This is a genomic window from Aeromonas sp. 102P (genome assembly GCF_051920345.1).
In the GTDB taxonomy this organism is placed as follows: domain Bacteria; phylum Pseudomonadota; class Gammaproteobacteria; order Enterobacterales; family Aeromonadaceae; genus Aeromonas; species Aeromonas veronii.
The window spans coordinates 3,868,761-3,880,561 of sequence record NZ_JBQBCZ010000001.1; the positions used below are offsets into that span (position 1 = coordinate 3,868,761).

Annotated in this window: 11 protein-coding genes; 9 read left to right on the forward strand and 2 right to left on the reverse strand. The window is 57.6% G+C overall.

The genetic code is table 11. The annotated features are described in order from the left end of the window. Positions 1-40: 40 nt before the first annotated feature. The gene (locus ACTG1K_RS18115; protein ID WP_440006255.1) at positions 41-2,365 is read left to right on the forward strand and encodes an acyl-CoA dehydrogenase; all 2,325 of its coding nucleotides are present in this window, start codon (positions 41-43) and stop codon (positions 2,363-2,365) included. A gap of 146 nt (positions 2,366-2,511) precedes the next feature. After that, positions 2,512-3,033 carry a crossover junction endodeoxyribonuclease RuvC gene (gene ruvC / locus ACTG1K_RS18120; protein ID WP_005334512.1) on the forward strand — a complete coding sequence of 174 codons (522 nt, stop codon included), beginning with the start codon at positions 2,512-2,514 and terminating at the stop codon, positions 3,031-3,033. A 143-nt stretch (positions 3,034-3,176) separates the two neighbouring features. Here the strand turns inward: ruvC and ACTG1K_RS18125 are convergent, their stop codons facing one another. After that, the gene (locus ACTG1K_RS18125) at positions 3,177-4,367 is read right to left on the reverse strand and encodes a MalY/PatB family protein (protein WP_440006257.1); all 1,191 of its coding nucleotides are present in this window, start codon (positions 4,365-4,367) and stop codon (positions 3,177-3,179) included. 87 nt (positions 4,368-4,454) lie between these two features. Beyond that, positions 4,455-6,026, reverse strand: coding sequence for a maltose/glucose-specific PTS transporter subunit IIBC (gene malX, locus ACTG1K_RS18130; protein ID WP_075114891.1), 1,572 nt, complete (start codon positions 6,024-6,026; stop codon positions 4,455-4,457). 291 nt (positions 6,027-6,317) lie between these two features. On the opposite strand from malX, the gene ACTG1K_RS18135 reads away from it, so the two are divergent. The 7 genes from ACTG1K_RS18135 (at position 6,318) to ACTG1K_RS18165 (ending at position 11,540) form a co-directional block, all read left to right on the forward strand. Next, positions 6,318-7,355 (forward strand): Mal regulon transcriptional regulator MalI, encoded by a 1,038-nt coding sequence (locus tag ACTG1K_RS18135; RefSeq protein ID WP_440006259.1) that lies wholly within the window; start codon positions 6,318-6,320, stop codon positions 7,353-7,355. Positions 7,356-7,477: 122 nt separating this feature from the next. Further along, a complete protein-coding gene (locus ACTG1K_RS18140; protein ID WP_075114889.1) occupies positions 7,478-7,741 on the forward strand; it encodes a hypothetical protein in 264 nt (87 codons plus the stop codon). Between the two features lie 356 nt (positions 7,742-8,097). Beyond that, positions 8,098-8,556, forward strand: a complete 459-nt coding sequence (locus ACTG1K_RS18145; protein WP_075114888.1) for a DUF6998 domain-containing protein — start codon at positions 8,098-8,100, stop codon at positions 8,554-8,556. Positions 8,557-8,612: 56 nt separating this feature from the next. After that, on the forward strand, positions 8,613-9,329 hold the full coding sequence (locus ACTG1K_RS18150) for a sugar isomerase domain-containing protein (RefSeq protein ID WP_075114887.1): 717 nt from the start codon (positions 8,613-8,615) through the stop codon (positions 9,327-9,329). Positions 9,330-9,446: 117 nt separating this feature from the next. Then, positions 9,447-10,079 (forward strand): hypothetical protein, encoded by a 633-nt coding sequence (locus ACTG1K_RS18155; RefSeq protein ID WP_230599658.1) that lies wholly within the window; start codon positions 9,447-9,449, stop codon positions 10,077-10,079. A 157-nt stretch (positions 10,080-10,236) separates the two neighbouring features. Continuing rightward, positions 10,237-10,752 (forward strand): AAA family ATPase, encoded by a 516-nt coding sequence (locus ACTG1K_RS18160; RefSeq protein ID WP_429188817.1) that lies wholly within the window; start codon positions 10,237-10,239, stop codon positions 10,750-10,752. 11 nt (positions 10,753-10,763) lie between these two features. Beyond that, on the forward strand, positions 10,764-11,540 hold the full coding sequence (locus tag ACTG1K_RS18165) for a phosphotransferase family protein (RefSeq protein WP_429188815.1): 777 nt from the start codon (positions 10,764-10,766) through the stop codon (positions 11,538-11,540). Positions 11,541-11,801 lie beyond the last annotated feature (261 nt).

Here is an 11,801-nt window from a genome sequence, read left to right on the forward strand (position 1 = left end):
AATAAATCAACGGAAACAGTGAAATAGAAGGAACTTCGGTATGATCACATTGCTTGTCCTGCTGGTGCTGGCGATAGCCGTTGTGCTCGGCGTACCCTCCATCCGTAAAAAGGTGGTAACCCGTCCAGTGTTCGGCATCTTCAAAAAGATATTGCCGCCCTTGTCAGCCACCGAGCGGGAGGCCATGGAAGCCGGCTCCGTCTGGTGGGATGGCGAGTTGTTTCGCGGCAACCCCGACTGGAAAAAACTGCACGGCTACGGCAAGGCGACGCTGACCGCAGAGGAGCAGGCCTTTATCGACAACCAGGTCGAAACCCTGCTCGCCATGGTTGACGACTTCAAGATCGTCAACGAAACCAAAGACCTGCCGGAGCCGGTGTGGGACTATCTGAAGAAGGAAGGCTTCTTCTCCCTGATCATCCCGAAATCCTACGGCGGCCGCGAATTTTCGGCGATTGCCAACTCCACCATCGTTACTCGTATTGCCACCAAGAGCCTGAGCGTGGCGGTTACCGTCATGGTGCCGAACTCCCTAGGCCCGGGCGAGCTGCTGATGCACTACGGCACCCAGGCCCAGAAAGATTTCTGGCTGCCGGGGCTGGCCAATGGCAAAGAGGTGCCCTGCTTCGCCCTGACCGGGCCGGAAGCGGGTTCCGATGCCGGCGCCATTCCTGACAAGGGGATCGTCTGCAAAGGGATGCACAAGGGTGAAGAGGTGCTGGGTATTCGCCTCAACTGGAACAAGCGCTACATCACCCTGGCGCCGCGCGCCACCGTGCTGGGGCTGGCGTTCAAACTCTATGACCCGGAAAAACTGCTGGGTGACAAGGAAGAGCTGGGTATCACCTGCGCGCTCATCCCCACCAGCCACCCCGGTGTGCGTGTCGGCGATCGCCACTACCCCATGGGTCTGGCGTTCCTGAACGGCCCGACCTTCGGCAAGGATGTGTTTATTCCGCTCGACTGGATCATCGGCGGCCCGGATTACGCCGGTCGCGGCTGGCGCATGCTGGTGGAGTGCCTCTCCGCCGGTCGCGGCATCTCGCTGCCAGCCCTTGGCACCGCTTGCGGTCATATGGCGAGCCGTACCGTGGGCGCCTACTCCTACGTGCGCAAGCAGTTCGGCATGTCCATCGGCAAGTTTGAAGGGGTGCAGGAAGCGCTGGCCCGCATCGGCGGCCTCACCTATCAACTGGAAGGGGCCCGTCGCATGACCGCAGGTTCGCTGGACTTGGGTCAGGCACCGGCCATCGTCACCGCCATCTCCAAGTACCACATGACCGAAATGGCGCGTCAGATCATGGATGACTCCATGGACATCCACGCCGGTCGTGCCATCCAGCTGGGCCCGAAAAACTACACCGGCTACGCCTACATGGGTATTCCGGTCGCCATCACGGTGGAAGGGGCCAACATCCTGACCCGCAACCTGATGATCTTCGGGCAGGGTGCCACCCGCTGCCACCCGTACGTGTTTGCCGAGCTGGAAGCGGCGGCTGATACCGACGTGGAGCGCGGTCTCGAGAAGTTTGACGCCCTGCTGATGAAACACATCGCCTTCGGCGCCGGCAACTTCTTCGGTTCCCTGTTCCAGGGGCTGACCCTGGGCCAGTTCAACAGCGCGCCGGTGGCCGGTGAAACCGCCCGCTACTACAAGCAGCTCTCCCGCATGAGTAAAGGGCTGGCGCTGTGCGCCGACGTCTCCATGCTGATGCTGGGTGGCGATCTCAAGCGCAAGGAGATGATCTCCGCCCGTCTGGGTGACGTGCTGAGCCACCTCTACCTGGCCTCCGCCACCCTCAAGCATTACGAGGATCAGGGCCGCATGGTCTCCGATCTGCCGTTCGTGCAGTACGCGGTGGAGCGCAACCTCTACCTGATTGGCAAGGCGTTCGAGGGCTTCTTCCAGAACTTCCCGAACAAGGTGGTGGGTGCCGTACTCAAGCGTGTGGTATTCCCGTTCGGCGTCGGTTACAAGATGCCGGCAGACGATCGCTGCCACGCCATCTGTCTGGCCATGATGAAGCCGGGCGAATTCCGCGACCGTCTGACCGCTCTCTGCTATGTAGGCAAAGACGAGTCGGATCCGGTCGGCCTGATGGAGCGTGCCTTCCAGGCAATGGTCGCCGTGCAGCCCTACGAGAAGAAGCTGGTTCAGGCCCAGAAAGAGGGCAAACTGCCCCGCAAACTGGCGCTGCCGGAGCTGGTTGCCGCCGCGCTGGCCAAATCGGTGCTGAGCAAGGACGAGGCAGACAAGCTGCTGGCCGCCGATGCCCTGCGCTACGAAGCCATTCAGGTGGACAACTTCGCCCCGGGCGAGCTGGAGGGAATGGCGCAGGCCAGCCCCATCCATCACGCCGCCTGACAAGCGATAATCAAAAAGGCCCCTTTCGGGGCCTTTTTTTATGGCAATCGCCACGCACTGACCGTTCGCACATCCTGCGTACAGCCAAGCAGGCCGGAGTTTGCTATCTTGGCGGCCATCACTCGCGTTTAGAGCAATCAACACCCATGAGCATTATTTTGGGCATCGATCCGGGATCGCGGATCACCGGATACGGGGTTATCCGGGTCGTGGGCGGCAAGGCCGAATATCTTGGCTCTGGCTGCATCCGCACCGATTGCGGCGAGCTGCCGGAGCGCCTCAAGCAGGTCTATGACGGGGTATGCGAGATCATCACCCAGTTCAAACCCACCGAGTTTGCCATCGAGCGGGTCTTTATGGCCCGCAACGCCGACTCGGCCCTGAAACTGGGGCAGGCCCGGGGCAGCGCCATCGTCGCCGCGGTTAACGCCTATCTGCCGGTGAGCGAATACTCTGCCACCCAGATCAAGCAGGCGGTGGTCGGCACCGGCGGCGCCGCCAAGGAGCAGGTGCAGCATATGGTGACCCATCTGCTGAAACTCTCCGCCACCCCGCAGGCGGACGCAGCAGATGCCCTTGGCGTCGCGCTCTGCCATCTGCACACCCGCCAGAGCCTGATCAAGATGGCCGGTCGCGCCAGCAGCTCGGTACGTGGCCGCTATCGCTGAGCCCTTGTGTCCCCCACGGCTCATCTCGGTATCGCTAAATAAAAAAACCGCCCCGTAAATCCGGGGCGGTTTTTTATATTTCCCCACATAACGGGGCCATCACTGATGGCCCCGTTATGTTTCTCATGTTGAATGGATTTGCTCTACCCCACCTCCCCCAGTGCGCCGATCAGGGCGACGAGTCCTTGATCTACTTTCGAGCGCGGGCAGCCGACGTTGAGGCGGATATAGCCTGTGCCTTCCGGGCCGTAGGTGTCGCCGCGCATGATGGCGACCCGATATTTCTCCACCAGCAAGGTTTGCAGCGCATCCATCCGTTCGGGGAAGTCGATGCCAAGGCCGCTCAGGTCAATCCAGGAGAGATAGGTTCCCTCGGGCACCCGATAGTCGATGGCGGGGAAAGCGGCGTTGAGCCGCGCCGCCACATGGGCGAGGTTGCCGTGCAGATAGCGTTTCAGGGCATCGAGCCAGGCAGCCCCGTCCCGATAGGCGCTGATATGGGCCAGCACCCCGAGAATGGGGGGCGATGAGAGGCCATGGGCTGCCTTGAGCCGCTGCAGATAGGCGGCCCGCGCCGCTGCGTTGGCGATAAAGGCGTAGGCTCCGCCAAGGGCGGGAATATTGAAGGATTTGGAGCCCGAGCTCACCAACGCCCAGTGATCATCTTGCGCTACTTCGCTCCACGGCAGGTAGCGGGCAAAGCTCACATCCATATGGATGTCGTCCGAGATGACCTTGACCCCGTGGCGCAGGCAGATGGCGGCCATCCGGCCGAGTTCATCCCGCGTCCAGACCCGGCCGGTGGGGTTGTGGGGGCTGCAGAGCAGCAAAATCCGGCAATCGGGGCGGGCTGCCTGTTGCTCGAAACATTCCCAGTCGACTTGGTAGCTCCCCTCTGCTTTTTTGAGCGGACAGGGCAGCAGCACCCTGTCGTTGGCGGTCAGCATATTGCCGAAGGCATCGTATGCGGGGGTATGCACCAGCACGCCCTCCCCCGGCGCCGACCAGAGGCTCACCAGCTGGGCAATCACATAGATGACCGAGGGGCCGTAAACCAGCGTCTCGGGGTCGAGGCTCGCGCTGTAGCGGTGGGCAAACCAGTCGCTCACCGCCCCCTTGAAGTCGTCGTGATTCCAGCGGCTATAGCCAAATACTCCGTGCTCAAGGCGGGCTGCCAGGGTCTGGCGAATGCAGGGGGCGGTCTCGAAATCCATGTCGGAGATGGTAAAGGGGAGCAGGTCGGCGTGGCCAAAACGGTCGGCCACATAGTCCCACTGGGTGCAGTAGGTGCCGTGGCGGTCGACCACGCGGTCGAAGTCATAAATATCGTGCATGAAGTTTCTCCCTCCATAAACAGGAGACATATTGGGAGAGGCAAACAAGGGGGGCTTGCGCCCCCCGTTCGGATCTTATTGGCCGGTTCAGGCCCCCATCAGGCTCTGCAGCTGGTTTTTCACCAGATGCACCTGCGGGCCGATCACCACCTGCAGGTTGTGCTCGTCGAGCTTGATCACCCCGATGGCGCCGTTTGCTTTCAGTACCTTGTCATCGACCCGGCTCATGTCCTGCACCGACATCCGCAGGCGGGTGATGCAGTTATCAAGTGCCAGAATGTTATCGGCCCCGCCCAGGGCGTTAAGGATGATTTCACCGTTGTAACCGCTGTTGCCGGCCTTCTTGCCTGCGGGCTGGGCAGTCTCGCTGGTCTCGATTTCACGACCGGGGGTTTTCAGGTTAAAGCGCACGATGGCGAAGCGGAACACGCTGTAGTAGATGGCAAACCAGATGGCCGCCGCGACCGGCACCAGATACCACTTGGTGGCGGTACCTTGCAGCACGCCGAACACCAGAAAATCGATGAGGTTGCCGTCGGTGTTGCCAATGGTGACGCCGAGCAGCCCCATGGTCATAAAGCCCAGACCCGTCAGGATGGCGTGAATGACGTAGAGCACCGGTGCCACGAACAGGAACAGGAACTCCAGCGGCTCTGTGATACCACCGATGACGCAGGCCACCACGCCGGAGACCAGCAGTGCCTTGATCTTGCCGCGATTTTCCGGGCGAGCGCAGTGATACATGGCGAGCGCCGCACCCGGCAGGCCGCCGAGGAAGGCAGGCATCTTGCCCTGAGAGAGGAAGGAGGTGGCAGAGACCGAGAAGCCGGAAGTGTCGGCGCAGGAGAGCTCGGCGTAGAAGATATTGAGGGCGCCGCTCACCTCGTGACCGCATACCAGCTGGGTGCCGCCCGCTTCGGTAAAGCGGATCAGCGCCACCAGAATATGGTGCAGACCGAGCGGCAGCAGCAGACGCTCACCGGTACCGAACAGGAAGGGGCCGAAGGGACCGGCGTGGGAGATGAGCGCCCCGATGCCGTTGATACCGGCAGCAAACCAGGGCCAGACGAACGGCACGACCAAGCCGACTACACCCAGCACCAGCGCGGTGATGATGGGCACGAAGCGGGCACCGCCGAAGAAGGCGAGCGCATCGGGCATCTTGTAGGTGTAGAAACGGGCGTGGAGCTTCGCGACGATCACGCCGACGATGATGGCCCCCAGAATCCCGGTGTCGATGGAGCTGATGCCGAGGATCGATTTCACCCCGTAGGCCTTCTCCGCCGCCCCGTCACCGATGACGTTGGCTACGGTCAGGTAGAAGTTGATGGAGAGGTTGAGCGCTGCATAGCCGACGAAACCGGCAAAGGCCGCAACCCCCTTCTCTTCTCGCGCCAGCCCGAGCGGAATGGCCACCGCAAACATCACCGGCAGGTAGATAAAGGCCACCAGCCCCACCTTGGTCATCCAGAGGAACAGCAGTTGCAGCACGGTATTGTCGAGGAAGGGCATGCTCTGCTTGACCGCATCGCTGGTGAGCGAGCTGCCGACACCGAGCAGGATGCCCGAGAAGGCCAGCAGGGCGACCGGCAACATAAAGGTCTTGCCGAGGCTCTGCAGGAACTCCCAGATGGTGGATTTGGCTTGAGGCTTGGCCATGAAACGGCTCCTTGTAAATAGACAGCAATATCTGCGGCTGCCCTCCCCCGCTCGAGGCAATCTCGAAGCAATCTCGAAGCAAAAGGCGCGGGTCAGCATCAGGTTTTGCTGGATGATAAAACGTTTTATCAATTTACAAGTGCCGACAGGATCACAGAATAAGGGGGATGGCTGGCAGCAGGATCCAAATTTGTGAGCCGGATCGGCCCAATGGTGATGTAACGTTTCACTTGAGCATCTGAGCAGGTATGCTGGGGCCTCGCTTTCAACTGTCCGTCGTCCGTTCGCCCTATGTCGCCCAAATCCCTCTCTGCCAAAGCCGCCAAGATCACCGATGTCGCCCAGCGGGCGGGAGTGTCGGTCACCACCGTCTCCATGGTGCTCAACGGCAAGGGGCGCATCTCCCCGGCCACCGCCGAGCGGGTGCAGCAGGCGATAAAAGAGCTCGACTACGTGCCCAACAGCGCCGCCGCCAACCTGCGTAGCCAGCAGTCCAATCTGGTGGGGCTGATCCTGCGCGACATCACCGACCCCTTCTATACCGAGGTGACCGCCGGGGTGAGCGAGGTGCTGGAGCAGCAGGGCTATCTGCTGTTTCTGACCCAGTGCGGCCACAGTCCGGAGCGGCTGCAGCAGAGCATCCACTCCCTGTCACGGCAGGGGGTGGCGGGCATCATCTTCAATCCGGTGCGCGGCGCGGCGGCCAAGACGCTGGAGACCCTGATCGACTCCGAGCTGCCGGTGGTGTGCGCCGCCCGTTCCTACTATCGTGATGACGTCGACTTTATCGGCCCCGACAACACCCACGCCGCCAAGCAGGCCACCACTTACCTGATCGAGCAGGGGCACCGCCATATCGCCTATGTCGGCGGGCGGGCCGACTCCCTCACCCGCGCCGAGCGTATCGGCGGCTACTGCGCCAGCCTGCTGCAATATGGCCTGCCCTTCAAACCGGAGTGGGTAGTGGAGTGCGAACGCACCCAGCGCAGCGCCGCCGACACCATCGCCCAACTGCTGCACCAGCACCCCAAGGTGACCGCCGTGCTCTGCCACTACCCCGAGGTGGCGCTCGGCGCCATCTATGGTGTCGAGGCGAGCGGCCGCACCGTGGGCAAGGACAACTACATCGGCCAGCAGGTGGCCCTGCTCGGTTTTGACGATGTGGCAGAGGCCGAACTCACCTCCCCCGCTCTCACCTTCGTCAGCTCACCGGCTCGCGAAATCGGCCGTCAGGCGGCAAGACGGCTGCTGACCCGGATGCAGCAACCCGAGCTCGCCCCCAACCGTCATATCATCACCCCCAATCTACAAAAGCGGGAGTCGGCCTGAGCTGGCTGGGCAGGCCTGCAGCAGCGCAAAACGTGAGGCTGCTCACTGCGCCGGCAAGGAGAGATTGAGAGCCAAGTGAAGAGGAATATGATGGGCGCCCGCCTCACTTCACGAGCCCCTTTATGAGCAACCCGCACAACCAGAAGCCACCGAGTGAAATCCATCGCTGTGACAAATGCAGGGAACGAACCCGCCATATCGTGGTGCTGGTCGCCCGCGATCACAGCCAGGACATCATGCCCAAGGATCCGCGCAAAGCCTTCTGGCAAGCCTTTACTTCCAGCAGCATCACCAACTGGGCGTTTGGTGAAACACTGGCCTACCAGACCACCCATGTAAAACATCTAATTTGCGAGCGGTGCGGGGAGAAGTTTCTGGAGTATTGATGGCTCCAGTCTGTCATCCGTCACACAACCAACCGAATAAACTCCCGCTATCAAGCAAGTAGTTTGTTGATCCTTGGCAGGTTTTTACCTGCTGCCGGTTTTGCATTGCCCCCACCTTGATTACCATGGCTCACTTGGCAACCGGGATTGGGAGGGACGTTGCCGAGATCGCTCTGGCCACCATAGCGCCATCCCCTCCCACCACATCATCGGTTAACAGCAGCAGAGTGGAGGCTGTCATCCAGGGGCGGTAGCGTGCCAGCTAGAAATGGGATGTAGCGATAATTTCCTCGTGACCGTCCAATTACGCTTCGACGATCCGACCGACAAAACTGAACAATCAAAGCGGTAAAAACATGATCGATCACAAGCGATTCCAGAGATTGGTACAACAGCTCTACTCGACAGTAGAGGAGCTTGAAGAAATGTTTCCGGGGCGACACTTTACGCCCGATGGCCATATGGTCGGCAGTATTGGCGAATGTCTGGTTGCAGATGCTTACGGGTTAGAATTGATGAATGCATCAAACAAGGGATATGACGCTTTATCTCCATCCGGGCTGCAAGTTGAAATCAAAGCCACGCAGGCAAAATCAGTCGCCTTCCGCAGCCAGCCAGAACACACCATCGCCATCAAAATTCTTCCTAACGGCACATTCGAAGAGATTTTTAATGGCCCGGGAAACTTGGTATGGCAGCAGTTTGACGGGAAGCCCCTGCCCTCAAATGGTCAATACCAAATCTCTCTTAACAAGCTCAAAGAATTAAGCAAGCAGGTTGATAAATCTCAGCGGATCTTAAGAGTCACCCAATAGAACCCGTTCACAGGATGAGGTGCCCCTCTCCGGCAACAGAAAAGGATCCCGCCGTTATGTTTGAGTACGTCGAAAAACTGCAAGCGCGCATCGCTACCATGGTCAGCCAGAACGAAGCCGGGATCCGGCAGGCGGCCCACTGGTTTAGCGAGGCCATCGTTCACAACAAGATGATCCATATGCTGGGCACCGGGCACTCTCATATGGTCGGGCTGGAGGGGTTTATCCGTGCTGGTGGCCTTGGCAATATCAACGCCGTGCTCGACTCCACCGTCACCACCGCCGATGGTGCCCTGCGCAGTTCGGCGCTGGAAAAACTGCCCGGGCTTGCCGCCATCCTGTGGGATGAGCAACCCATTGCGCCGGGGGATCTGATGGTGGTGATCTCCAACTCAGGACGCAATGCCCTGCCCATCGAGTGGGCCCAGCTTGCCAGAGCGCGCGGCCACAAGGTGCTCGTTATTACCTCGGTGGCACAATCGGCGCAAAACCCGAGTCGTCACCCTTCTGGCCAAAAACTGATGGAGCTGGCCGATCTGGTACTGGATAACTGCGTGCCGCCGGGCGATGGCCTGTGCGAAGTCAATGATCGGGTCACCGGCGCTTTCTCCTCCATCTCCGGCATGGTGCTGATCAATACGCTGGTAGTCGAAGCGCAGAAACTGGCGCTGGCACAAGGCGTCACCCCACTTATTTTCTCCAGCCAGAATGTGGATGGCTTTAATAACGATGATGTTTACCGCCATTTCCAAGGGCGATTGAAGTCGATGTAAATATCTATATAGGTTTTTTGAAATTAAACCATCAACAAAAATTGAGATCACATAGTGGCAGATTATATAAACAAGAACATCCTTAGCCAGGCTTATATTCATGTTGAGCCGAGAGGAATGGAAACCGATGAACAGTTAGAGTCATTTAAGGAAAATTTAAGAATGTTTTCCTTGACTCGTACGGAGTTCTTTTTATCTGAAGGTCTTGAGATCAATGTTGAGTTTGAAGATGGTTCAATAAAAGCTCGTGTAACTGTAATTGGCACACTAATGCTTCTACTTCAAGGTATTAGTTCTTATAAAGACTTCAGAGAGGGCCTTCAACTTCTGTACTCTGATGCAAAATGGCTATCGGATGCCATCATATCGGAATCTTTATATCAAACTAAGGCAAAACATCATGATGTAATCAGAGTGGAGGCTAGAACTGGAATCATTGGCTCCATTCATAAAGTTTTTAATAAATTGGATAACATTAAACGTGGAGCAAAAGGAGCTATGCTCGCCACTGATATTGTAGATAAAATTGACGATGCACAAAATGAAATATTAAAGTTAATGGATAATATCTGTGATTTAGCTGATAAGGATTTAGTCGCAAAAGAATGCATTGCTTTGGTTAAGGAGCTACCAGAAACACCTGTACCACCCAAAGATAAAGAAAATAAATTTTATGCTATCGACGAGTACAGACGCAAAAAATCAAATCTAATCGGCGAAATAGAAATCCATCTAATGTCTGATGAGTAAAATAAAATTATCTATAACGCAGATGTGCGATGATACCTAATTTGACCATAAATTCTGATAGCCCGTAGGTTCGAATAGCGAAGCGTATTCGGACATTCGCGTTATCACCTCTACTTTCCAGCCTCCAGATATCTGTTCCAGAAAAGAGTGCTCATAGATGAAACGTATTCTGATTATTGGCAACTCGGGGTCTGGCAAGAGCTGGTTGGCGGCGCAGCTGACTGAGGTATTAATTATCCGAGAGGTCAATCTGGACACCATCGTCTGGCAACCGGGCGGGTTTAACCAAAAACGGCCCCAGCATGAGATTGACCATGCCATCCAAACACTTGCTCAAGAGCCATCATGGGTGGTCGAAGGGGTATTTGGTGCCCTGGCCGAGCAACTGCTTGATGCCGCTGATACCCTGCTTTTTCTGGATCTCGACTGGTCTGTATGCCGTGATTCACTGCTATCGCGTGGATCACAAAGTGCCAGGCAACGGGATGCAGTGGCAGCCGAAAAGAACTTTCAACAACTGCTGGTGTGGGCATCGGAATATGGGCAGCGAGCAGGCAAAAGCTCCCACCACTTCCATCGCGAGCTGTTTGATCGATTCCCAAACGACAAGCACCATTTCACGACTCGTGAAGCGGTAAATAGCTATCTCACTCAACTGACCACTCATAGCTAACGGGGTAGAGGATGACGCAAGAGGAGTTGGCGAAAATGGGGGGCGCTTCGGTAAATATCCAGCTGCTGGATGGCAAACCCTGTATCAGAAAAAGCGGCGCATCGCCTGTCGAGCGCCATTTCTACCAACGCGCCGCACTGCATTTAAGCGGGCTCAACACTCCTGCCCTGCTCAAGGTCGAAGGGGAGACCCTGTTCCTTGAGCAGATCCCTCATCCGGTCACGCTCACGCAGCTGCACCACAACGAACAGACCTTTGCTCAGCTGGCCAACCTTCATAACGCCAACTATCAGCCCGACTTTGCGGTGAAAACTCACGGCTGGTCGCTCGTCGACACCAACGAGGCGCTCTCTGTACTCTGCCTGCCGGAAGCGGTAAACGAGAAGATCCGCCATATCCAGCAACTTGGTCACGAACTATTCGAGGAGTCATGCCTGATTTCGGGAGACAGCAATGAGGGCAACTGGGGCACCCGCAACAATGGTGAGCTGGTGTTGTTTGACTGGGAGCGATTTGGTTATGGCAGTCCGGCCATCGATCTGGCCCCGCTGGTGCCGCGGATGGGTTCGCTGGCTGAATATGAAACCATCATTGAACGCTATCTGTGCCACAGTTCGCTGCTCTCTGGCGACCGGTTGCTGCGCCATCTCGTCATGGCCAAGTGCTGGCTGATTATTGAAGTCACCAATCTGCTGACCAGAAGGGAGAAGCCGCAGGCACAGCAATATCTGGAGTGGTATCGGCAACAAGTTCCCAACTGGCTGGAGTCGGTGGCGCATATTGTGTAGTCCGTAGGTTCGAATAGCGGAGCGTATTCGGACGTTCGTGTTATAACCTATCTCTTTTCAGCCATCCCTCTCTTGCCACCACACTTTCTTCCCAAACAACGCCCCTCTGCGCTCGCCCAGCCAATGCGATTGGCCTCCGCCATCAGGCGCATAAAAATCCTAATCCGCCCGACGAAACTGCGACTTTTTGTGAGAAAGGTCACATCTTATAACGCCTTAAAACCACATATAAATCCAGACCCCGCTGGTGATTAATTTATT

Coding starts and splice junctions, on each gene's coding strand:
- ACTG1K_RS18125 (WP_440006257.1), bottom strand. CDS start 4,367: ATGCACGATATTTATGACTTCGACCGCGTGGTCGACCGCCACGGCACC.
- ACTG1K_RS18135 (WP_440006259.1), top strand. CDS start 6,318: ATGTCGCCCAAATCCCTCTCTGCCAAAGCCGCCAAGATCACCGATGTC.
- ACTG1K_RS18150 (WP_075114887.1), top strand. CDS start 8,613: ATGTTTGAGTACGTCGAAAAACTGCAAGCGCGCATCGCTACCATGGTC.
- ACTG1K_RS18155 (WP_230599658.1), top strand. CDS start 9,447: ATGGAAACCGATGAACAGTTAGAGTCATTTAAGGAAAATTTAAGAATG.
- malX (WP_075114891.1), bottom strand. CDS start 6,026: ATGGCCAAGCCTCAAGCCAAATCCACCATCTGGGAGTTCCTGCAGAGC.
- ACTG1K_RS18145 (WP_075114888.1), top strand. CDS start 8,098: ATGATCGATCACAAGCGATTCCAGAGATTGGTACAACAGCTCTACTCG.
- ruvC (WP_005334512.1), top strand. CDS start 2,512: ATGAGCATTATTTTGGGCATCGATCCGGGATCGCGGATCACCGGATAC.
- ACTG1K_RS18160 (WP_429188817.1), top strand. CDS start 10,237: ATGAAACGTATTCTGATTATTGGCAACTCGGGGTCTGGCAAGAGCTGG.
- ACTG1K_RS18140 (WP_075114889.1), top strand. CDS start 7,478: ATGAGCAACCCGCACAACCAGAAGCCACCGAGTGAAATCCATCGCTGT.
- ACTG1K_RS18165 (WP_429188815.1), top strand. CDS start 10,764: ATGACGCAAGAGGAGTTGGCGAAAATGGGGGGCGCTTCGGTAAATATC.
- ACTG1K_RS18115 (WP_440006255.1), top strand. CDS start 41: ATGATCACATTGCTTGTCCTGCTGGTGCTGGCGATAGCCGTTGTGCTC.